Genomic DNA, 22,480 nt, shown 5'->3' on the forward strand with positions numbered 1-22,480 from the left:
TGCGTCAGGAACGGGTGCCGGTCAGGAGTCAGGAGTCCGGGGAGCGCAGCACCCTGAGATGGCCCCGGCGTGTCTCGTTGGCGTTGGGTCCGGTGCCGGGGTCTCGGTCACGGTCGCGGTCCTGCGGGCGGGCGGCCTCGCGGACGGCGTTCGCGAGGGCTTCGAGGTCGTCCCCGCTGGGGCGGGAGGGGGCGGACCCGTCGGAGAGGCGTACGACGTCCCAGCCGCGCGGGGCGGTCAGGCGCTCCGAGTGCTCGGCGCACAGGTCGTAGCAGTGGGGTTCGGCGTAGGTGGCGAGCGGGCCGAGGACTGCGGTCGAGTCGGCGTAGACGTACGTCAGTGTGGCGACGGCAGGGCGGCCGCACGCGGTGCGCGAACAGCGACGTACAAGGCTCACGACGTTGGACGGTACCGCACTCTTGACCGGGCCGCGACGACTCTCCCTCAGCTCACCCCCCGTGTCGTGGCCCGATCCCGGTCAGGGTCGGGCCGGTTCGGGCGGGATCGGGTGCGGAACGTTCGGGGTGCGACATCCCGTGGGGGTGGTGGAGGCCCGGCCGAGACGGCCGTCGAGGGCTACCCTGCGTGGGTGATGGACAGCCCTCTGCCGCCGCCCGGCCCGCCCAGTCCGCCCGGTTCCTCCGGTTCCTCCGGTACCCAGGAGCCACGGTCCCGTCGCCGCGACCGGCACGGCCGGGGGATGCGGGGGCCGGTGGCGCCGCCCCAGGTGCCGCTGTCGGCGAGCCGGGCGGAACTGTTCGGGGACCTGGTGCGGGACTCGGTGGAGCGGCTGGAGCGGCACTGGCCGCAGCTGGCCGAGGTGGAGTTCGTGGTCGCCGAGGTGCCGGGGGCGCCGGGCGGCGCCGACACCGGCTGGAACGACGAGGCCGTGCCGCTGGGCGGGATGGCGGAGGCCGGGGACGGGCGGCCGGCCCGGATCCTGGTGTACCGGCGGCCGGTGGAGATCCGTACGAAGAGCCGGGACGAGCGGGCGCTGCTGGTGCACGAGGTCGTGGTGGAGCAGGTGGCGGAGCTGCTGGGGCTGTCGCCGGAGACGGTGGATCCGCGGTACGGGCAGGAGTAGGACCCTCCCGGCCGGCCGGACCCGGCCGGCCGCGTCTCAGTCGGAGAGGATCCGGAGGTCCTGGACGGCTCGGGGGACCGGGACCGTGCTGCGGTCGTCGGAGAGCGGCTGGACGGTGAAGAAGGGGATGCCGTCCTGGGGGAGGGACAGCATCCGGGTGGCGTGGACGGGGCCGCCGGAGAGGGTTTCCACGGTCAGCGCGTAGCCGCCCTTGGCGGTGCCGCCGGGGGCCGGGGGCGGGGACACGGCCAGGGTGGTGCCGGCCTTGACGGTGTACTCCTTGACGGCCGGTTCGCCGCCCTCGGTGCCGGGCGAGGCGGTGACGCGGACCTTGGCGTCGCCCTCCGGGGCGGTCAGGGAGAGGGTGGTGGCGCCGGCGCCGGTGCGGTTGTCGGCGTTGGTGGCGCGGGCCCCGACCGGGGCGGAGGCGGGGAGGAAGCCCAGTTCCTGCTTGGCTCCGGTGCCGCGGACCACCCGCAGGGATGCGACCACGGGGACGGCCTTCTTCGGGTCGGCGGGGGTGAGGAGCAGGGCGCCGGGTTCGCCCCGGGTGACGTTCTTCAGGTCCAGGGTGCCGGTCATCCCGGGCTTGAGGTGGATGGCCTCGCTGCCGGCCGGGGTGAGGGAGCCGCCGGGTCCGGAGAGCCGGATCAGGAGGTCGGCGTCCTCCTCGCCGGGTGCGTGGGCGACCAGCCGTACGGAGGTGGCGTCGGCGGGGATGCCGGGCAGCACCAGGGAGGTGGCCGGGCCGGCCGAGGCGGGCAGCCAGTCGGCTCCGACCCCTTCCTCCAGGGCCTGGACGGAGGCTCCGACGCGGCCCGCCCGGGTGGTGACGTGCACGGTGACGTCGGTGCCCTGCGGGCCGCTCAGGGTGTTCAGCAGGACCGGTACCGAGGCGTTGGGGCCGATCTTGATGTTCTCGCCGGCGCCCGGCTCGGTCTTCAGCGGTCCTTCGGGTCCGAAGAGTTCGATGTCGACCACGGCCGGGGTGTCGTCGGCGTTGGTGAGGTGGACGTAGTCCTGCCGTCCCTTGGCGGTGGAGGCGCCGGGGAACCAGAAGTCGGTGCCGGGGGCGGTGCAGGCGACTCCGAGGAGGCCGCGGGCCCGGCCGGCCGGGACGGTGGTGGTCTGCTGGGCGGTCCAGCCGGGGGCCAGGGTGCCGTCGGCGGTGCCGGTCAGGGCGGGGACCTCGGCGCCGGAGGCGGTGGTGCCGACGGGCTTGCCGGGTTCCTTGGGCTCCAGCAGCGGCTTCCCGGTCTTGGCGGTGCCGGCCAGTCGGGCGGTTCCGGGTTCGGCGCCGGGGGCGGGCTTGGCGGTGCCCGGGGAGCCGGGGGTGATCGAGGTGTAGACGGTTTCGGCGACGTCCGAGGAGGACGGGGCCGGGCAGACCAGGGTGGTCCGTTCGACGGGCTGCCGGGCGGCGGCCGGCTGCGCGCCGCCGGATCCGGCGGCGGCCGGGGCGGTGAGGGCGGCGGCGCCGGTGACGGCGGCCAGCACGGCGGTCACGGCCGCCAGGGTCAGGGGTGCGCGCTTCACTGCTGGGTGCTCCCGTCGGGACGCGGCTGCCGGTAGCCGGTCGGCTGCCCGTAGGCGTCGTACTCCTGCTCGTGGGGTTCCGGCCGGGCGTAGGGCTGCTGCCCGTACGGTTCCTGGCCGTAGGCCTCCTGGGCGTAGGGCTGTCCGGGCCCGCCGTAGGACTGCTGGTCGTACGGCTGTTGGTCGTGCGGCTGCTGGTGGCCGTAGCCGCCGCTCTGGCCGTACTGGTCCGGGTACGGGCCGTCCGGGTGGCCCCAGGCCTGCGGCTGCTGCTGGGGGTGGCCCTGGTGGGCGTATCCCTGGGCGGGTTCCGCGTAGTCGTACGCGTAGGCGTCGTCGGCGGGGGCGGCCTGGGCGGGGATCGCGGCGTACGGGTCGGCCTGGTCGGCCGGCGGGGCGGCGGGGTCCGGGGCGGCTTCGGCGCCGGCCCGCAGCCGGCGGGCCCGGCGGCCCTCGCCCGCTTCGCCGGGGCCGGACGGGGCGGCGCCGGGGGCCTCCTCCTCGGGGAGGTCGTCGTCCAGCTGCCTGCGGCGGCCGGGCAGGGCCATCACCAGCAGCAGCACGGCCAGCAGGGCCTGGGCCCACAGCCAGCCGGTGCGGGCCAGGGAGTCCTCGTGGACCAGGTCCAGGCGGCCGCCGTCGGCGGGGAGTTCGAAGCCCTGGGCCCAGCCGTCGAGGGTCTTGGGGGTGAGGGGTTCGCCGTCGAGGGTGGCGGTCCAGCCGGGGGCGGCGCGGTCGGCGATCCGCAGGGTGCGGCCGGCCGGGCCGGCCGGGATGGTGCTGTGGATCTCGACCGGGCCGGAGGCGACCGGGACGGGGGCCTCGCCGGGCTTCCCGGAGAGGATGACGGCGCGGGCGACCTGGCGGTCGACCCGCCAGAGGGCGCTGCCGTCGAGCTGGCTGAGGCGGCTCAGGCCCGGGGTGGCGTCGAGGACCTGGCGCATCTGGTCGGGGGCGCCGTCGCGGACCAGGACGTAGCGGATGGCGAAGGAGCCGAGCTGGTCGGTCTGGTCGGCGCCGGAGCCGGCGACCAGGCTGGAGACCACCTTGTCGAGGCGGTCGTCGCTGCCCGCCCCGGCGGCGAGTTCGGCGTCGCCGAGGCGGCCGCCGGAGCCGCGGACCAGGGTGTAGGAGACGGTGGCGGGCGAGCTGCCGCCGAGCACCAGGGTGCGGGGCTGGTCGCGGGTGCCGCTCTCCTCGGCGACGAAGGCGGGGACCTGGACGGGGTCGCGCCGCTCCAGCGGTCCGTGGGCGCCGCCGAGCATCCAGCCGGCCGCGCCGAGCAGCGGGCCGGCGGCGGCGGCCAGGGCGATGAGTCCGGCGAGCGGCTGGCGCCAGCCGAAGCCGTGGGCGGCGAGCCGGTCCTTGGCGCCGTCCGCGCCGACCGCGGCGGCGGCCAGCAGGGCCAGTCCGTAGACCAGGGTGGCGGGGCCGGCCCAGCCGGTGCGGTTGGTGAGCACGGCGAGCAGCAGGCCGGCCAGGGCGGCGGCCCAGGCGACGCGGACCGCGAAGGCGCGTTCGGTGCGCAGCAGGGCGGCGAGGGCGGCGAGGACGATGCCGAGGAGGAGCAGTCCGCCCGCGGTCCTGGGGCCGCCGGGGCTGATGCCGAGGAGGTCGAGGGCGGTGGCGGCGCCGCTGCCGTAGGGGAGCCCGGCTTCGCGGAGGAAGCGGCCGGGGTGCGTGAGCAGGGTCAGCGACCAGGGGGCGAGGACCAGCAGCGGGGTGAGGAGGGTGGCGGCGTAGCGGGGGGCGTACGTCTTCCAGTCGGCCCGGCGGGCCACCAGCGCGGCGGCGCCGAGGGCTGCGGAGAGCGGCCAGAGCACCGGGGTGAAGGCGGTGGCCAGGGTGAGCAGCAGGGTGTACGTCCAGACGGCCCGGCGGCCGCCGGTGGCGCCGGTGGCCCCGGTGGCCCCGGTTTCGGGGCGGTCGGGGCGGTCGGGGCTGTCGGGGTCGCCGTGGTCGGCGCCGAATCCGTACGCGGTGACGGCGGACCGGGCGATCAGGGGCAGCAGGACGGCGAGGAGGGCGGTGCCGAGGCGGCCGCCGGCCAGGGCGCCGGTGACGGCGGGCAGGAAGGCGTAGGCGACGGCGGCCCAGGCGCGCAGCAGCCGGGACTCGACCAGGGGGCGGGAGGCGAAGTAGGCGGTGAGTCCGGCGAGCGGGACGGAGCAGACCAGGAGCAGGGTCAGGGCGGCCTGGGTGGAGCCGAACAGCAGGGCGGAGAGGGCGCCGAGGAGGGCCAGGTAGGGGGGTGCGCCGGTGGTGGAGCCGGTGCCGACGGGGTGCCAGCCGTCGGTGTAGGCGTGCCAGAGGGCGCCCGCTCCGTCGGGGGCGGGCAGCAGGGCGCCGCCGGTCAGGGTGCCGCCGCCGAGCAGGGCGCGGCAGGCGAGGACGGAGACCAGCAGGAGCAGGGCGAACAGCACGGGGGCCGGGTTGCGGGCGATCCGCTTGAGCCGGGCGAACTGTTCGATGTGGAGGTAGTCGGCGTCGTCGCCGCCGGGTCCGGATTCCAGGCCGCCGTGCCGGCCGGCGGCCGGGTCGGTGTCGCGGTCGGCGCCGATGTGTCCGGCGAGCTGTTCGACGGTGGCGCGGAGGGTGGCTCCGGGCGGCGGGAACAGCGGGCGGAGTTCCTTGGCGGGGACCGCGGTGCCGGCGGGGGTGCCGCGGCGTTTGCGGGCGCTGAGGAGGGCGCCGGGGCGGAGCAGGGTGCGGAGCAGTCCGGTGATCTCGTCCACGGCCTGGCCGGGGGCCTTGCCGACGAGATAGCCGAGGGTGCGGAGCAGGGTGCCGAGGACCAGTCGGAGCAGCACCCAGGGGAGCAGCGGGGCCGGGGAGTTGACCAGGATGGTGTAGACGGCGCCGGCCTTGTCGACGCGGTGCGGGCTGGTGGTGCCGCGGCCGGCGCAGTCCACGGTGCGGCGTTCGCGGGCGGCCGCCTCGGCGTGCCGGAGGACGGCGTCGGGGGCGACGAGGACGGGGTGGCCGGCCTTCTGGGCGCGCCAGCAGAGGTCGACGTCGTCGCGCATCAGGGGGAGCCGGCGGTCGAAGCCGCCGAGGGCCTCGTAGACCTCGCGGCGGATGAGCATGCCGGCGGTGGAGACGGAGAGGACGGCGCGGACCTGGTCGTGCTGGCCCTGGTCCTGTTCGCGGCGGTCCAGGCCGGTCCAGCGGCGGCCGCTGTGGGCGATGGTGACGCCGGCTTCGAGGAGCTGCTTCCTGTCGTACCAGCCGCGGAGTTTGGGGCCGATGACGCCGGCTTCGGGGTTCTCCTCGGCGACCCGGAGGAGTTCGGTGAGGGCGTCGGGTTCGGGGGCGCAGTCGTCGTGCAGCAGCCAGAGCCACTGGACGGGCTCTCCGTGGGGCAGTTCGGGGAGGTCGTAGGCGTCGTCGCGCCAGGTGCGGCTGACGGGGTCCCAGCCGCTGGGGCGCTTGAGGTAGGGCAGGTCCTCGGGGGTGAGGGTGGCAGTGCCGCGGACGGCCTCGTCGACGGCGGCGCCGAAGGAGGTGCGGCGGGCCAGATGGAGTACCCGGTCGTCGCCGAGGGCCTCGCCGAGGAGGCGGGCGGATTCGTCGGCGCTGCCGGTGTCGGCGGCGACCCAGTTCTGGACGGGGCGTTCCTGGCCGAGGAGTCCGGCGAGGGCCTGCGGCAGCCAGCGGGCGCCGTCGTGGGCGACCAGGACCGCGGTGACGACGTGCCGGGGGAACTCCGGGGCAACGGTGGCTGCGGCTGCCTGGTGGCTGTGCAAGGACATCGCGGTACGGGCCCTCCGGCGGGGGTCCGGGGGTGGTGTGCCCTCGGAGGCGGCTGGACAGCGCCCCACACTAGCCCTTGAAACGCACCGGTCCGCCTCCAGCGGGGAAGGTGCAGGAGGCGGACCGTTGGCTCGGTTCGATATGTGGTTGTGGGTGGTGTTCAGACCGCGGCCTTTTTCAGACGGCGGCGTTCACGCTCGGACAGTCCGCCCCAGATGCCGAATCGCTCGTCGTTGGCGAGGGCGTATTCAAGACATTCGGAGCGGACTTCACACGCCAGGCAGACCTTTTTGGCCTCCCGGGTGGAGCCGCCCTTCTCGGGAAAGAAGGACTCGGGGTCGGTCTGGGCGCACAGAGCGCGCTCCTGCCACCCGAGCTCTTCGTCCGCCTCCTCGACCAGCAGTTCCTGAAACAGCTCGGTCATGTGCGCCCCTCGCTCTGTCTGTGCGTCCCCGTGGTTGTCGTCCGAATCCGACCGAAACGACACGAGTGAAATTACAAGTGGGTGGTCCGGGGCAGTCAAGCCGAGATCTGCTATTGGGCCCCTTATTCACTCTGCGGAACCAAGCGTATGCAGAAAGTGTTCATATCGCCAAAAATCGTGACAGATGCCACACGCATGGCCCCGACACGGGTTCCCCACCCGTAATCGACCGTGTCACTCTCCGGTGTGGTTCGGATCCGGCCGCAGAAGCGGCGTAGATCACATTCCGGCCAGACCGTGACGGATGCGTTTACGGACGGGGTGGTTGCGCACCTCCCCTGGTCCGGGCTGCACAAACCTTTCTCCGGGCGCAGCAACCGGATGAGGTGAATCTTTTCTCGCAATCCGGACATTGAGTTGACAATCCTGCCGCCGAGACGGTCTCCTTGTGCCCATGTCAGTGACCGCAGCCGCCACCCGGACCCCCACTCGTGGGTTCCTGCGTGCTGCCCAGGGTCGCTGTCGCTGTTGCAGCTGTTGATCCCCACAACAACCGCCAGCACCGCGCGCCCCCGGCGCCACTGACATCCGTCGAGGACCCCCACGATGAACAGCAACAGCGACCTGCAGATCGCCGGCGACATCCTTGAAGTCCCCCACCTCCTGCAGCCCGCCCGGGAACACCCCGCCACCGTCGCCGAGTTCGCCGGCCTGGCCCGCGAGATCGCCGCCGACCGCGCCGCCTGGGAACACCTCGTCGAATACGACGCCACCACCCGCTGGTACCACCGGCTGCGCACCGGCCCCGGCTACGAGGTCTGGCTGCTCAGCTGGGTCCCCGGCCAGGGCAGCGGCCGCCACCACCACGGCCCCTCCTCCGGCGTCCTCACCGTCCTCGACGGCACCCTCACCGAGCACAGCGACCGCGGCACCCGCGAGCTCGCCCCCGGCAGCCAGCGCGTCTTCGCCCCCGGCTACGACCACGAGGTCCTCAACGACTCCCTCGACGGAGCCGTCAGCCTGCACGTCTACTTCCCCGGCCTGACCGAGATGCCGATGCACCATTGCTCCCCCGCCGACCGGCGGTCCACCGACCTGGAGTCCGTGCCCGTCGGAACGGCCTGACAGACTGCGCTGCATGCGCATTGTTGTTCTGGCCGGCGGCATCGGTGGCGCCCGCTTCCTCCGCGGACTGAAGTCCGCCGTCCCCGACGCGGACATCACGGTCATCGGCAACACCGGTGACGACATCCACCTGTTCGGACTCAAGGTCTGTCCCGACCTGGACACCGTCATGTACACCCTCGGCGGTGGCGTCAACGAGGACCAGGGCTGGGGCCGCACCGACGAGTCCTTCAAGGTCAAGGAGGAACTCGCGGCCTACGGGGTCGGACCCGGATGGTTCGGCCTCGGCGACCGCGATTTCGCCACCCATATCGTCCGCACCCAGATGATCTCCGCCGGCTATCCGCTGAGCGCCGTCACCGAGGCCCTCTGCGACCGCTGGCAGCCCGGCGTACGCCTGATCCCGATGACCGACGACCGGGTCGAGACCCATGTCGCCGTCACCCTCGAAGGCGAACGCCGGGTGATCCACTTCCAGGAGTACTGGGTCCGGCTGCGGGCCTCCGTGGACGCCGAGGCCGTCGTGCCGGTCGGCGCCGAACTGGCCAAGCCGGCACCCGGGGTGCTGGAGGCGATCGCGGCCGCCGACGTCATCCTGCTGCCGCCGTCCAACCCGGTGGTCTCGGTCGGCACCATCCTGGCCGTCCCCGGCATCCGGGAGGCCGTCGCCGCGGCCGCGGCCCCCGTGGTCGGCCTCTCCCCGATCGTCGGCGGAGCGCCCGTCCGCGGGATGGCCGACAAGGTGCTCGCCGCCGTCGGCGTCGAGTCCACCGCGACCGCGGTGGCCGCCCACTACGGGCCCGAGCTGCTCGACGGCTGGCTGGTCGACACCACCGACGCGGACGCCGTCGCCGGCGTCGAGGCCGCCGGGATCGCCTGCCGGGCCGTCCCCCTGATGATGACCGACACCGCCGCCACCGCGGCCATGGCCCGGGCCGCGCTGGACCTGGCGGAGGCCCGGCGGTGACGGCCGGGACGGGTGGTACGGGTGGTACGGCGGGCGCCGGGGGCCGGGGGCCGGCGTACGAGGTGTGGGCCGTCGCCGGGATCGGCGAGGTCCGCCCCGGCGACGACCTGGTCAAACTGATCGCCGCCGCCGCCCCCGAACTGCGCGACGGCGACGTCCTGCTGGTCACCTCCAAGATCGTCTCCAAGGCGGAGGGCCGGATCCTCGCGGCCGGCTCCCGGGAGGCCGCGATAGACGCCGAGACCGTCCGGGTGGTCGCCCGGCGCGGCACCCTGCGGATCGTCGAGAACCGGCAGGGGCTGGTGATGGCCGCCGCCGGGGTCGACGCCTCCAACACCGCCGCCGGAACCGTCCTGCTGCTGCCCGAGGACCCCGACGCCTCGGCCGCGGCCCTGCGCGAAGGACTGCGGGCCGTCCTGTCGGTGGACGTCGGCGTCGTCGTCACGGACACCTTCGGACGCCCCTGGCGCGCCGGACTCACCGACGTCGCCATCGGCGCCGCCGGAGTCCGGGTCCTCGACGACCTCCGGGGCGGCACCGACGCCCACGGCAACCCGCTCAGCGCCACCGTGGTCGCCACCGCCGACGAACTCGCCGCCGCCGGGGACCTGGTCAAGGGGAAGGCCGGCGGCTACCCGGTGGCCGTGGTCCGCGGCCTGCCCCACCTGCTCGGCGGCGGCACCGCCCGCGAACTGGTCCGCGACCCGGCCGACGACATGTTCCGGCTCGGCACCTCCGAGGCCGTACGGGAGGCGGTGACCGGGCGCCGGACCGTACGGGCCTTCACCGACGAGCCCGTCGACCCCGGCGCGGTCCGCCGGGCCGTGGCCGCCGCGATCACCGCTCCGGCCCCGCACCACACCACCCCCTGGCGGTTCGTACTGCTGGAATCCGCGGAATCCCGGACCCGGCTGCTGGACGCCATGCGGGAGGCCTGGATCGCCGACCTGCGGCGGGACGGCCGGAGCGAGGAGTCCATCGCCAAACGGGTCCGGCGCGGGGACGTCCTGCGCAAGGCCCCCTACCTGGTGGTGCCCTGCCTGGTGGCCGACGGGGCGCACCACTACGGGGACCCGCGGCGGGACGCCGCCGAACGCGAGATGTTCGTGGTGGCGGCCGGTGCCGGGGTGCAGAACTTCCTGGTGGCGCTGTCCGGGGAACGGCTCGGCTCGGCCTGGGTCTCGTCCACGATGTTCTGCCGCGAGGTCGTGCGCGAGGCGCTCGCCCTGCCGGCCGACTGGGACCCGATGGGCGCCATCGCGGTCGGCCACGCGGCCGAACCACCACGCGAACGGGCCGCGCGGACGGCGGCGGAGTTCATCGAGGTGCGATAGCCGGGCGCGGGGCGGGGCGGGGGCCGGGTGGCCTGCGCCGGGCTTGGTGCGGATCCGCTCCGGGGCGGGGCCACGGGCCCGCGGCTGACGCCGGGGCCCGCCCGGGGCGGGCGGTTACCAGGTGGCGATGTCGGTGCGGCGCATTCTCGGGGCGCGGCGGGGCGGGGTGCGGCCGGTGAGCAGGATCAGCCGGGCCGCACGGTGGCGCTGGCCCGCGTAGGGGGCCAGGAGTTCCAGCATCGCCGCGTCGTCGGCGGCCGGGTCGCCGGCCAGCGCGAACCCGATGATGCCGGGCAGGTGCAGGTCCCCGGTGGTCAGGGCGTCCGGATCGCCGTTGCTGCGCTGAAGGGTCTCGGCGGCCGTCCAGGGACCGATCCCGGGCACCGCTTCGAGGCGCCGGCACGCCTCCGCGAGCGGCATACCGGCCGCCTCCTCCAGCCGCGGGGCCACCCGGGCGGCCCGGATGACGGTGGACGCGCGCCGGTCGTCCACCCCGGCCCGGTGCCAGTCCCAGGACGGGATACGGGACCAGGTGCGGGCGTCGGGCACCACGTACAGCGGCTCGGAACGCGGCGCCGGCGAGGCGGCGCGGGCGGGGGCCGGGCCTGGGGCCGGGCCGGGAATCGGGCCGGGGGCCGGTTCGCCGTACTGGCGGACCAGACGGCGCCAGGCGCGGTAGGCCTCCTCGACCGTGACCTTCTGCTCCAGTACGACGGGGACCAGGGACTCCAGCACCAGGCCGGTACGGGTGAGCCGGAGGCCGGGGCTGCGGCGCTGACCGGCCAGCACCAGGCGGTGGCGGGGGACGAAGGCCGACGGGTCGTCCTCGGCGCCGAGCAGTGCCGGGAGGGCGTCGAGCAGCCAGTCGGCACCGGGGCCCCAGGCCTCGGCCATCACCTCGGCCGCGCCACGGTCCACGGCGACGCGGAGGGTGGCGGGGCCGACGGGGGTGCGGGAGGTACGCCATACCGCGCCGTCCGGCGCGACCCGGAACGTCGGGTCCGCCGGACCGCGGCGGAGCGGACCCAGTGTGAGCCCCAGATCCAGCGGCCCGGGCGGCACCCAACGGCGCTGCCGGGCACCCGCGCCAGTGCCCGCGGCCCGCGCCCCGCCCCGGCCACGGGCCGGGGCGGCCGGTGCACTCGGGGGCTCCGCGTCGGCGGGGGCCGGGGGGCGGGGGGTCGGGGGGGTCGGGGGGGTCGGAGGCAGGTCGATGCGACCGCCCCGGGCGGTGGTGCGGGTCAAGGGATCGAAGCGGCCGGCCACCTGTCGAGCGTAACCGGGCCGAGCCGGGCTCTGCGGGGTACGGACGCTCACCCGATCCGCTGCGCGGAGCCCTCCCCCACCCCGCCCCTTCCCGAAACCGGGGCAAAGCCCCGGACCCCGGACCAGCGCCGCCCGCAGGCCTGGGGCGAGACCCAGCGCGCCGACCCGCCCTGCGCGCGGTCCTCGCGGAGCCTCGCCCGGACCGGCACTGGGCGTGCTCCGGGGTGCGGGGCCGGGGCCCCGCGGCTGTGGTCCCGATGGGCCGGGCCCGTCCGGGAGGGTATGGGTTGGCCCCCGCCTCCCCTTGGTGGGGGCGGGGGCCGGGTGGGGTGGGGTCAGGGGCGGCCCTGGAGTTTGGCTGAGGAGGTTCGGGTGGGGGGGAGTTGGTTGTAGAGGCGTTTGCCGGGGCATTCCGTGGCGAAGCCGTCGCGGTGGCCCGAGATGACGTTCATCGAGACGTTCCGGCCCTTGGGGAACTTGTTGCCGCCGCCCGAGGTGAGCGTGGTCTTCCCGCGCGGGTTGGCGTTGTACAGGCCGAGCTTCCACGCGGTGAGCTTCGCGACCGCGTTGACCGCCGCGGCCGGCGGGTTCGTGGCGCCGAAGGAGCCGAGGACCGCGATGCCCATGCTGTTGGTGTTGAAGCCCATGGTGTGCGCGCCGAGGACCGCCTTCGCGACCCCGCCCGCCCGGCCCTCGTACACCGTGCCGCACTTGTCGACGGCGAAGTTGTAGCCGAAGTCCCGCCAGCCGCTGCTGACCACGTGGTAGCGGTAGAGGCTGCGCAGTACCGCGGGGGCGTCCTTGCAGGCGTAGTTGTTGCCGGAGGCGCTGTGGTGGACGAAGGCCGCCTTCACCGAACCGGTGTAGACGAAACCCGGTTCGCGGAGCTTCTCGTCGGCGCCCCAGCCCTTGCGGGTGACGATCTTCGGCCGGGGGCCGATGTACGGGCGTGCGGCCGCCTCCACCGCGCCGCTCGCGAACACCGCGTCGGCGGTGGCGTCCGCCTTGCTGAGTTCGGTGATCTCGTTCGCGCCCAGCGGGGCCAGCGGGACGTTGGCCATGGAGGTCTCCGCCATGTCCATGGTCATCCCGGGGACCGCGGCCTGCTGCCCCTTGTCATCGGCGCCGACCGAGCCGTTCTTGTCGTCGGTGGGCGGACGGACCTCCTGGCCCGGGTCGACGAGTTCGAGACGGAGCCCGGACGGGAAGGGGGAGCCCGCGGCGCGGTCGGCACCGGCGCCCGGTTCGGCCTGCACGCGGACCTCGACCCCGTCGGACTCGCCGACCCACAGCGGGGCGGTGCTCCCCCGCACCCGGCCCGAGCCGCGTTCGGCGGCGTCCGGGTCGGCGGCGTGTTCGAGGTTGTGGGTCTCGACGTCCTGCCAGTCGGACCATCGCGCGGTGGCGGCGGACCGGGTACGGACCTGGACGGTGCCGAAGAGTTCGGTGCGGGCGTCGTCCCAGACCACGCCGACCAGCGAGAAGGTCTTCACCTCGCGGGCGCGCAGGCCGCGCTCCTCGGGTACCCGGGGGGCGGTGCTCATGCCGGGGACTCCGGTGGCCCGGCTGTGCGCCGGTCCGAGCGGGACCAGCGGCAGTGACTGGGTGGAGCCGGCGGGGGTGACGGGGACGGACTCGGCCAGGGCGGGGGTGGGCAGCGCGAGCGGGAGGGCCAGTGCGGCCGCGGTCGCGACGCCGATCGAGGAAGCAAGGAATCCACGCATGTGAGAGATCGTGGGCTCGGTCCGCGCCCGCTGCCAGCGGAAACTGACGGGGCGTCGGCGCGCCGCGCCGGGGCCGGTCCCCCGTACGGGGGACGCCGGGAGCCGCCGTACGGGGGAGGGTGCCCGCGTACCCTGTGCCGGGTGAACGCCACTGACCGCACCCCTGCCGACCTGCTGCGATCCGCGCTGGCCGCGGACCCGGGCCGCCCGCTCGTCACCTTCTACGACGACGCCACGGGCGAGCGCGTGGAATTGTCCGTCGCCACCTTCGCCAATTGGGTGGCCAAGACCGCCAATCTGCTCCAGGGCGACCTGGCCGCCGAGCCCGGTGCACGCCTGTCGCTGCTGCTGCCCGCGCACTGGCAGACCGCGGTGTGGGTGGTCGCCGCCGCCTCCGTGGGCGTGGTGGTGGAGCCGGGCGGGGACCCGGCCGCCGCCGATCTCGTGGTGAGCGGGCCGGACACGCTGGAACGGGCCGGCGCCTGTTCCGGGGAGCGGGTGGCGCTGGCGCTCCGGCCGCTGGGCGGCCGCTTCCCGCAGCCGCCGGCCGGGTTCCTCGACTACGCGGTGGAAGTCCCCGGGCAGGGCGACCGCTTCGCCCCCTTCGTCCCGGTGGATCCCGGGGCGGCCGGACTGTCGATGGCGGGCGCCGAACTGTCGTACGAGGAGCTGGTCGCGCGGGCCCGCCAGGACGCGGAACAGCGCGGGCTCGGCCCGGGCTCCCGGGTCCTGTCGGGACTCTCGTACGACGACTGGGAGGGACTGTCGGCGGGTCTGCTGGCGCCACTGGCCTCCGGCGGCTCGGTGGTCCTCTGCCGGAACCTGGACCAGCTGTCCGAGGCGGGGCTGGCCCAGCGGGTCGCGGACGAACGGGTCACCCACACGGTGCGGTGACCCGGCGCGGGCCTTGCCGGCGCGGCGGCGGGGGCCCGGCCGGCGCGGCGGCGGGGGCCCGGCCGGCGCCCCCCGCCGGGGGACACCGGCCGACGGCCCTCCCCCGGCCACCCGCCGGGCGGCCCACCCGCCGGGCAATGCGGCGGCCCCGCAGGCGACCCGTCCGGCAACCGGGCCAATCGCCCTGCCGGCGGCCACCCCGGCGAACCGGGCCGATGGCCCGTTCGGCACGCCGTAAGCCGATCTGACCGGCAGGCGAGCCGCCGGTGATTCTCCGGGCGACCCGGCAGCCAGCCGGTCCGGTGACCCGACCGATGGCCCTCCCGGTGGGACGTCCGGCAAACCGCTCGACGACCCGGCAGGCAGCCTGGCCGATGGACCGCTCTGCGGGCCCGGCCGGAGGCCCGGGCCAGTGAACCCGCGGATCGCTCCTCGGTTGACACATCCGGCGGCGCCCGCCCGGTAAACCCGCATCGGCAGTCGGCGGCGACCTGGCCCGCCATCCGCCCTGTGGGCCTTGCGGCGGCCCCGCAGGCGGCCTGGCCGGCGGACAGTTCGACGGCCCGGCGGGAGGCCCGGCCGGTAGGCGGGCCGATGACCCTCCCCCGCTTCCCGCCCGGTGAACCCGTGCCGGTGAACCGGCGGGGACTGGCCGGTGCCACGGCTCTGCGGGCCCGGCCGGAGGTCTGGCCGGCACAGCGGGCCGAGGGCCCTGCTGGCGACCGTCCGGCGACCCGTCGGGGGAACCGTTCGGCGAACCGGGCCGGGGGCCCGTTCGGCGGCACGGCCGGTGGCACGGCCAGGCGGCGCGTCCAGTGAGCCGGCCGGCGGCCCGGCGCGCGGGCCGGACAGCGGGCCGGACAGCGGGCCGGACAGCGGGCCGGACAGCGGCTTGGCAGTGGGCGGGGGGCGGAACGGTCGGGGAGGCGGGCGGCCGGTGGTGGTGTCACTCGGGGGTGTGATGTGGGGGGCGGGGGGTTTGTCACTCGGATGGCTCAGTTTGGGGGCTGACCCCGGGCCGTGGAGGTGGGGTGGGGTCATCATCGGGCGGAGGGGGATTCCCTCGGGCCGTACTGCTCCGTACGGCCGCGGCGACGCGGTGGAGGGCGGGCCGAGTGACCGACAGCGCGGGCATACCCGGCGGGACCGGCGGGGCCGGAGGCGGATCAGGGCCTTCGCGCTCGCGTCGGCGCCGGCTGCTGCGACGGGCCGGTCTGGGTATGGCCCTGCTGGTGCTGCTGGGGACGGCGACCGGCTGGTGGCTGTACGAGAAGCTCGACGGGAACATCACCGAGGACACCTCGGCCGCCGCCGAGCTGGAGCGGTACGAGCGGGAGCGGCCCGCGCAGACCTCCGGGGGCTCGCAGAACATCCTGCTGATCGGCTCGGACACCCGCTCCGGCGCGGACAACGCCCGGTACGGGCAGGACAAGGGCACCCAGCGGTCGGACACCACGATCCTGCTGCACCTGTCGGCGGACCGGCGGAGCGCGACGGCGGTGTCGGTGCCCCGGGACCTGATGGTGGAGATCCCCAGCTGTGCGAAGCCGGACGGGTCCCGGACCACGGCGCAGTTCGCGCAGTTCAACTGGGCGTACGAGTGGGGCGGGACCGCCTGCACCGTGCGGACCCTGGAGAAGCTGACCGGGATCCGGGTGGACCACCACATGGTGGTGGACTTCCGGGGGTTCAAGGAGATGGTGGACGCCGTCGGCGGGGTGGAGGTCTGTCTGAAGGAGCCGGTGGACGACACCGAGGCCCGGCTGAAGCTGCCCGCCGGGCGGCAGATCCTGCGCGGGGAGCAGGCGCTGGGGTTCGTCCGGGCCCGGCAGAGCCTGGGCAACGGCAGCGATACGGACCGGATCACCCGGCAGCAGCAGTTCCTGGGCTCGCTGGTGAAGAAGGTGCAGAGCAGCGGGGTGCTGCTGAATCCGGCCCGGCTCTATCCGCTGCTGGACGCGGCGACTTCCTCGGTGACCACGGATCCGGGGCTGGCCTCGCTGCGCGGGCTCTACGAGTTGACCCGGAACCTGCGGGACATACCTACGGAAAAGGTGCAGTTCCTGACGGTTCCTAGGGAATCGTATGCTCCTGATCCCAATCGGGATCAACTGGTGGAACCCGATGCGGCCCGGCTGTTCCGGCAGTTGAGGGAGGACCGGCCGCTGACCCTCACCCCGCCCGAGCCGAAGACGGGCGGCGGGGCCCGGGCGGGGACACCGGGAACCGGGCCGACCCCCTCGCCCGTCCCCACGTTCACCGGAACCACGGCCGGAACGGCCTCCTGTGGGTGACCGGTCGGTAACCCGCCGGTAAAGCAATCCCCAAAGGCGTCGCCCGAACCGAGTGGGTTGGCCGGATTGCCCAGTTATAAGGGGAGTGGAATTTGTCACCAGCATGGTTTGAGGCTGAACTGGGCGGATAGTGTGAGCGATCCGGTGCCACCGACGGAGGATTCGAGCGACCGTGGATGCACAAGGCCGTGGGCGGGCGGACGAAATCGATCCCGCAGACCAGTGGGTCCTCAACCCCCGCACCGGCAACTACGAACTGCGACTGGACCGTTCCGCACCGCAGCAGGAGCAGCAGCGGCAGCCGTCCGTGGGCGCGCCCCGCAGAGCCCCCTCGGCTCCCGGCGGCACTCCCGCCGGTCCCACCCCGGCGGTGCCGGGACCGCGGCGCGGCGGCCAGCCGCCCGGCGGCGGCCGGCGGGGCAGCCGCAAACGCGGCAAGGGCGGCGGCTCCGGCAAGGCCGGCGGGCGCAAGAAGACCCTGGTCATCATCGGCGGCACGATGGCCTTCCTGCTGGTCGGCGGCTCCGTGGCGGGCTACCTGTACTACCGGCACCTGGACGGCAACCTCGACGTCATCGACACCGCGGGCGCGGGGACCGGTGGTTTCAAGAAGGACCAGCCCATCAACATCCTGGTGATCGGCACCGACAAACGCACCGGTTCCGGCAACTCCGGCTACGGGGACAAGAACAGCGAGGGTCACGCCGACACCACGATCCTGTTCCACGTCTCCAAGGACCGGACGAACGCCACCGCGCTGTCCATCCCCCGCGACCTGATCACCGACATCCCGGACTGCCCGACCAAGCAGTCGGACGGCTCGGTCAAGACCATCCCCGGTGAGCGGCAGGTCCGCTTCAACACCAGCCTGGGGCAGGCGGGCCGCGACCCGGGCTGCACCATGCGCACGGTGAAGGAGGTCACCGGGGTGGAGGTCGACCACTTCATGATGGCCGACTTCAACGCCGTCAAGGCGCTGAGTTCGGCGGTCGGCGGGGTCCCGGTCTGCCTGGGCAAACCGGTGAACGACAAGAAGTCGAAACTGAAGCTGGCGGCCGGCGAGCACCGGCTGGAGGGCGAGGAGGCGCTGGCCTTCGTCCGGACCCGGCAGGCCTTCGGCAACAAGAGCGACCTGGACCGGATCAAGACCCAGCAGCAGTTCCTGGCGTCGATGATGCGCGAGATGAAGTCCAAGGACACCCTGTCCAGCCCGCAGAAGTTCTTCTCCCTGGCGGAGGCGGCCACCAAGGCGCTCAGCGTGGACTCCGGAATAGGCTCCATCGCCAAACTCACCAAACTCGCGTCCGAGTTGAAGGGCGTCAACCCGAAGAACGTCACCTTCACCACCCTTCCGGTGGTGGACAACCCCGCCGAGAAGATCCGGGCGACCGTGGTGGTCGACCCCCGGCGGGCGGACCCGCTGCTGTCGATGGTCCGCGAGGACGTCTCGCTCACCGAGGTCGAGGCGCAGAAGAAGGCCGCCAAGGACGCGGCCAAGGACGCCCAGGAAGCGCAGCTGGAGGGCGCGCGCGCCGAGGCGTCCGCCGTACGCGTGGACGTCTACAACGGCGGCGGCCCGCGCGGCTCGGCCTCCACCACCCTGGGCTGGCTGCAGAACAGCAAGGGCGTCACCCTGGCGAGCAACCAGGGCAACGCCCCGGAGAAGCTGAAGAAGACCACCCTGGAGTACGCCCCCAACCAGGCCGACCAGGCACGGGCCCTGGCCGACATGATGGGGCTGCCGGCCAGCGCGCTGAAGGCGGGCACGGCGGACGCCGCGGCCAAGACCCCGATGAAGCTCACGCTCGGCGAGGACTTCAAGGAGGCGGGCATCCCCCTCACGGCTCCTCAGGAGGCGCCGAAGGACGTGCAGCGGGTCGAGGCGGACAAGCCCGTCTGCGTCAAATAGCGGCCGCGGGGCGCGGCGGCCCGGACGGGGCCGCCGGACCGCGCGCCCCGCGTCACGTCACGTTCCACCAGCTCCACCAGGTCCCAGGTCCGTCAGCGGACCGCCACGGTCCACCGCATCGGCGCGGGACCGGCAAGACCCCCGGCGCCCGACGCGCCGGGGGACCATTCCACGGGGGGTATCGCGTGAGGCACGGCAATGTGCGCGGGGAGGGTGCGCCCTCTCCGGCGGCCGTCGGAGAGGGCGACGGCGATTCCGCCGCGATACCCCGGCCCCGGTCCCGCCGCCGCGGCGGGTCCGGGCGGAATCCGGGCGGGCCCGGCCGGCGGCCGCGCCGCCGGGTGCTGCGCTGGGTGTCCTCGGTGCTGGCGCTGCTCATACTCGGCACGGCGGGTGCGGGCTACCTGTACTACCGCCACCTCAACGGCAGCATCAAGACGGACGTGCTGGACCTCGGGGACAACAAGCTGGCCGGCTCCCGGCCGAACGCCTTCGGGCAGACCCCGCTGAACATCCTGCTGATCGGCTCCGACGCCCGCGACGGCGACGAGAACAAGGCCCTGGGCGGATCGACGGCCAGCTTCGACGGACCGCCGCTGGCCGATGTGCAGATGCTGCTGCACCTGTCCGCGGACCGCAGCAACATGTCGGTGGTCTCGATGCCGCGCGACACCCTGCTGAAGATGCCCAAGTGCACCGAGCCCGACGGCACGGTCCACCAGGCCAGCCGGGGCATCGTGCAGACCAACACCTCGCTCAGCCGGGGCGGGCCGGGCTGCACGGTCGCCGCCTGGCAGGAACTCACCAAGATCCCCATCGATCACTTCATGATGATCGACTTCAAGGGTGTGGTGTCCATGGCGGACGCCATCGGCGGGGTCCCGGTCTGCGTCCGGGAGAACGTGTTCTCCCGCGACAGCCAGGGCAAGGGCTCCGGTCTGCGGCTGGCCAAGGGCACCACCAGGATCCAGGGCGAGCAGGCCCTCCAGTGGCTGCGCACCCGGTACGGGTTCGAGGACGGCACCGACATCGGCCGGACCCACGCCCAGCACATGTACATGAACTCGCTGGCCCGTGAGTTCCGCAAGAACGCCAAGCTCAGCAACCCGGTGAAGCTGAACAGCCTGGCCCAGGCGGCGATCGACGCGATGGTCGTGGACACCGGCCTCAACAAGATCGACAAGCTGTACGACCTGAGCATGGAGCTGAAGAAGGTCCCCACCGGCCGGATCACCATGACCACCATGCCGTGGATCTACAGCCCGCTGGACAGGAACCGGGTGGAGCCCAAGCCGGTCGAGGCCGAGGAGCTGTTCCGGATGGTCCGCGAGGACATCGCGCTGGACGGCGGGGCCCCCAAGCAGCCCAGCCAGGCCCCCTCCGAGACCTCCACCGGGTCCCCCGCGCCCGGCCCGTCACCGAGCACGCCCGGCACCCCGTCGGCCGATCCGGCCGCCGCCCCGGGGAAGATCCCGGTCATGGTCCGCAACGCGACCAGCGGCAAGTCCGAGCCCGGGGTCCGGGTGAAGAACCGGGCCCGGCAGGTGGCCGAGCTGCTGGCGGCCAAGGGCTTCACCAAGGCGATGGCGGACAGCCAGACCGCCGGCGAGGACACCACGCTGATCCGCTACGCCGGACTGGACCAGGCGGGGGACGCGCTCGCCGTGGCCACCGCCCTCGGACTCCCGCCGACCGCCGTGCAGCGCTCCACCGAGGTCTCCGGGATCACCCTGTTCGTCGGCAAGGACTGGCGGAGCGGGGACGCGGTCGCCGCTCCCCCGCCGGCCCCCACCAAGGCCCCGGACTCGGCGCGTGCCCTCAACGGCGACGACGACTCGGCGTGCATGGCGATCCAGCCGGGCTTCACCTGGTAGCACCTTCCGCCGGCCCCGCACCGGGGCCGGCGGGCGGTGGTCACGGCGGTAGGGTCGGCGGGCGGCCCGGGCGGGCGCGTTACCGCGTACGGGGGAATCCGTCGCGTGCCGGGACGGGCGTCCCGGCCGCAGCTGATCGTATGGGCCTACTGTTCCGAGGAATCTGCTGCCCGCCGCCCTGCCCGCCCGCGCACCGCGGAGGTGTCCCCCGTGCCCCGACCGCCGCACCGCCCGTCCCGCCGTCCTCCCCCGCCGCCCGCCGGTGCGCGGCGGGCCCGGCCGGCGCACCGGCCGCGCTGGGGGCTGCGGCTGGCGGGGGTGCTGTCGGTGGCGGTGCTGGGCTCCGGGGCCGTCGGGCACGCGGTGATGACCGGGCTGGACACCGGGATCGACCGGGTGGACCCCTTCAAGGACATGAAGAACCGGCCGCGGGCCGGGCACGGGATGAACCTGCTGCTGGTCGGCACCGACGGCCGAGACCGGATCAGCGCGGAGGAGCGCCGGGAGTACCGGCTCGGCGGGGCGCCCTGCCACTGCACCGACACGATCATGCTGGTGCACATCTCTGCGGACCGGGAGCGGGCCAGCGTGGTGAGCCTGCCCCGGGACAGCTACGCGGAGCTGCCCGCGCACCGCGACCCGGTGACCGGCAAGGCCCATCAGCCGCACCCGGTGAAGCTCAACGCGGCGTACGCGGAGGGCGGCCCCCAGCTGACCGTCCGGACCGTGGAGCAGATGACCCGGGTCAAGATCGACCACTATCTGGAGGTCGACTTCACCAGCTTCATGAAGACGGTGGACGCGATGGGCGGGGTGGAGATCTGCACCGCCAAGACCATGCGGGACTCGCACACCGGTCTGGAGCTGATGCCAGGCACCCACCGGCTGAGCGGCGGGCAGGCCCTCCAGTACGTCCGGTCGCGGTATGTGGACGGGGCCTCCGACCTGGGGCGGATGCAGCGGCAGCAGAAGTTCGTGGCCGCCCTGATCAAGCAGGCCACCACCGGCGGGGTGCTGCTCAACCCGGTGAAGTTCAAGCAGGTCAGCTCCACCCTGCTGGGCTCGGTGCGGGCCGACAAGGGGTTCGGGGCGGAGCAGATGATCGCCCTGGGGCAGGCGATGCGGGACTTCAGCCCCTCCTCCTCGGAGTTCGCCTCGGTGCCGGTGGGCGACCCCGCCTTCAAGGTCAAGGGGATCGGCTCGACGGTGAAGTGGGACGAGGCCAAGGCGGCCAAGCTCTTCGAGGCCCTGCGGGACGACCGGCCGCTCGCCCAGCCGCGCCGCGGCGGGGCCGGCGGCGGCCGGCCGGCGGCGGTGGCGGTGGACGTGGCCCCGCAGCAGATCCGGGTGCAGGTGGAGAACGGGACCCGGACCGACGGGCTGGGCAGCCGGCTGGACGCGGCCCTGCGGGCCACCGGGTTCAACACCACCGGAACCCCCGGGAACGGGGCGGGCCGGGACGTCAAGCGGACCGTGGTGGCCTACGACCCGCGCTGGGACCGCTCCGCCCGCACCCTGGCCACGGCCCTGCCCGGCTGCGAGCTGCGGGCCGTACGGGGCCAGGGCCGCACCCTGCTGGTCACCGCGGGCGCGGACTTCCGCAAGGTGGTGCCGGTGCGCGCCGAGGATCCGTACCAGGCCTCCGGGCCCGGGGTGGTCACCGGCGACCAGGTGGTCTGCGGGGACTGAGGGCCGGCCCGCCGGGCGGTGCCGGTCAGTCCTCGTCGAGGCCCTGGGTGAGGCGCTGCTCCCGGAGCTCCATGATCGCGCGGCGGCGGGCCAGCCGGTGGGTGCGGCGGATCTGGGCCTCCTGGTAGCGGCGCCGGTCCCGCTCGGTCTCCGGCAGCACCGGGGGCACCGTCCGGGGCTTGCCGTCGGCGTCCACGGCGGTGAAGACCAGATAGGCGCTGCCGACCTGGGTGGCCGGGGTGGACTCGTTCCAGCGTTCGGCGAGCACCCGGACCCCGATCTCCATCGAGGAGCGGCCGGTCCAGTTGCACTGGGCCTTCACATGGACCAGGTCGCCGACCCGGACGGGCTCCAGGAAGGCCATCTCGTCCATGGAGGCGGTGACGGCCGGGCCGCCCGAGTGGCGGCCGGCGACCGCGCCCGCCGCGTCGTCCACCAGCTTCATGATGACCCCGCCGTGCACCGTGCCGAGGAGGTTGGTGTCGTTGCCGGTCATGATGTGGCTCAGGGTGGTCCGCGAGGCGGAGGTGGGCTTGCCCGCCGGTATTTCTGTCATACGGCAACCATAAGTCGGCGGCGGATGCATCAGCTGTGCAACAGCACCGGT

16 protein-coding genes are annotated in these 22,480 nt (G+C 74.3%); 9 read left to right on the forward strand and 7 right to left on the reverse strand.

Annotation, left to right across the window (positions count from 1 at the left end; translation table 11 throughout):
- Positions 1–28: 28 nt before the first annotated feature.
- Positions 29–448, reverse strand: a complete 420-nt coding sequence (locus ACZ50K_RS12405; RefSeq protein WP_468902370.1) for a DUF3499 domain-containing protein — start codon at positions 446–448, stop codon at positions 29–31.
- A gap of 144 nt (positions 449–592) precedes the next feature.
- Here ACZ50K_RS12405 and ACZ50K_RS12410 point away from each other — a divergent pair, with 144 nt between their 5' ends.
- Positions 593–1,084, forward strand: coding sequence for a metallopeptidase family protein (locus ACZ50K_RS12410; protein ID WP_468902372.1), 492 nt, complete (start codon positions 593–595; stop codon positions 1,082–1,084).
- 36 nt (positions 1,085–1,120) lie between these two features.
- On the opposite strand, the gene ACZ50K_RS12415 is transcribed toward ACZ50K_RS12410, so the two are convergent.
- The 3 genes from ACZ50K_RS12415 to ACZ50K_RS12425 all read right to left on the reverse strand — a co-directional run bounded on the left by ACZ50K_RS12415 (position 1,121) and on the right by ACZ50K_RS12425 (position 6,797).
- Positions 1,121–2,620, reverse strand: coding sequence for a DUF5719 family protein (locus tag ACZ50K_RS12415; RefSeq protein WP_468901244.1), 1,500 nt, complete (start codon positions 2,618–2,620; stop codon positions 1,121–1,123).
- Positions 2,617–6,372 (reverse strand): glycosyltransferase, encoded by a 3,756-nt coding sequence (locus tag ACZ50K_RS12420; RefSeq protein WP_468901246.1) that lies wholly within the window; start codon positions 6,370–6,372, stop codon positions 2,617–2,619. The genes ACZ50K_RS12415 and ACZ50K_RS12420 overlap by 4 nt, the downstream gene beginning before the upstream one ends.
- A 161-nt stretch (positions 6,373–6,533) precedes the next feature.
- Complete coding sequence (locus ACZ50K_RS12425; RefSeq protein ID WP_003983763.1) at positions 6,534–6,797, reverse strand: WhiB family transcriptional regulator; 264 nt, start codon at positions 6,795–6,797, stop codon at positions 6,534–6,536.
- A gap of 606 nt (positions 6,798–7,403) precedes the next feature.
- Between ACZ50K_RS12425 and ACZ50K_RS12430 the strand changes: the two genes are divergently transcribed.
- The 3 genes from ACZ50K_RS12430 to ACZ50K_RS12440 are packed head-to-tail and all read left to right on the forward strand — an operon-like array spanning position 7,404 to position 10,223.
- On the forward strand, positions 7,404–7,922 hold the full coding sequence (locus tag ACZ50K_RS12430) for a cysteine dioxygenase (protein WP_468901248.1): 519 nt from the start codon (positions 7,404–7,406) through the stop codon (positions 7,920–7,922).
- A 13-nt stretch (positions 7,923–7,935) separates the two neighbouring features.
- Complete coding sequence (gene cofD, locus ACZ50K_RS12435) at positions 7,936–8,889, forward strand: 2-phospho-L-lactate transferase (protein ID WP_468901250.1); 954 nt, start codon at positions 7,936–7,938, stop codon at positions 8,887–8,889.
- Positions 8,886–10,223, forward strand: coding sequence for a coenzyme F420-0:L-glutamate ligase (locus ACZ50K_RS12440; RefSeq protein WP_468901252.1), 1,338 nt, complete (start codon positions 8,886–8,888; stop codon positions 10,221–10,223). Before cofD ends, ACZ50K_RS12440 begins: the two co-directional genes overlap by 4 nt.
- A 114-nt stretch (positions 10,224–10,337) precedes the next feature.
- Here the strand turns inward: ACZ50K_RS12440 and ACZ50K_RS12445 are convergent, their stop codons facing one another.
- Together ACZ50K_RS12445 and ACZ50K_RS12450 are read right to left on the reverse strand one after the other, a co-directional pair.
- Positions 10,338–11,489: a DNA-3-methyladenine glycosylase family protein gene (locus tag ACZ50K_RS12445; protein WP_468901254.1), complete on the reverse strand. Its 1,152-nt coding sequence runs from the start codon at positions 11,487–11,489 to the stop codon at positions 10,338–10,340.
- Positions 11,490–11,824: 335 nt separating this feature from the next.
- Positions 11,825–13,213 (reverse strand): peptidoglycan recognition protein family protein, encoded by a 1,389-nt coding sequence (locus tag ACZ50K_RS12450; RefSeq protein WP_468901256.1) that lies wholly within the window; start codon positions 13,211–13,213, stop codon positions 11,825–11,827.
- 141 nt (positions 13,214–13,354) lie between these two features.
- Between ACZ50K_RS12450 and ACZ50K_RS12455 the strand changes: the two genes are divergently transcribed.
- The 5 genes from ACZ50K_RS12455 to ACZ50K_RS12475 all read left to right on the forward strand — a co-directional run bounded on the left by ACZ50K_RS12455 (position 13,355) and on the right by ACZ50K_RS12475 (position 21,873).
- Positions 13,355–14,107, forward strand: coding sequence for a TIGR03089 family protein (locus tag ACZ50K_RS12455; protein WP_468901258.1), 753 nt, complete (start codon positions 13,355–13,357; stop codon positions 14,105–14,107).
- A gap of 1,220 nt (positions 14,108–15,327) precedes the next feature.
- Positions 15,328–16,401 carry an LCP family protein gene (locus ACZ50K_RS12460; protein ID WP_468901261.1) on the forward strand — a complete coding sequence of 358 codons (1,074 nt, stop codon included), beginning with the start codon at positions 15,328–15,330 and terminating at the stop codon, positions 16,399–16,401.
- A gap of 172 nt (positions 16,402–16,573) precedes the next feature.
- On the forward strand, positions 16,574–18,310 hold the full coding sequence (locus tag ACZ50K_RS12465; RefSeq protein ID WP_468901264.1) for an LCP family protein: 1,737 nt from the start codon (positions 16,574–16,576) through the stop codon (positions 18,308–18,310).
- Between the two features lie 185 nt (positions 18,311–18,495).
- Positions 18,496–20,184: an LCP family glycopolymer transferase gene (locus ACZ50K_RS12470; protein WP_468901267.1), complete on the forward strand. Its 1,689-nt coding sequence runs from the start codon at positions 18,496–18,498 to the stop codon at positions 20,182–20,184.
- Positions 20,185–20,394: 210 nt separating this feature from the next.
- On the forward strand, positions 20,395–21,873 hold the full coding sequence (locus ACZ50K_RS12475; protein ID WP_468901270.1) for an LCP family protein: 1,479 nt from the start codon (positions 20,395–20,397) through the stop codon (positions 21,871–21,873).
- Positions 21,874–21,898: 25 nt separating this feature from the next.
- Here the strand turns inward: ACZ50K_RS12475 and ACZ50K_RS12480 are convergent, their stop codons facing one another.
- Positions 21,899–22,429, reverse strand: a complete 531-nt coding sequence (locus tag ACZ50K_RS12480) for an acyl-CoA thioesterase (RefSeq protein WP_468901273.1) — start codon at positions 22,427–22,429, stop codon at positions 21,899–21,901.
- Positions 22,430–22,480: the final 51 nt, after the last annotated feature.

Source organism: Streptomyces sp. NPDC033845, assembly GCF_055576225.1.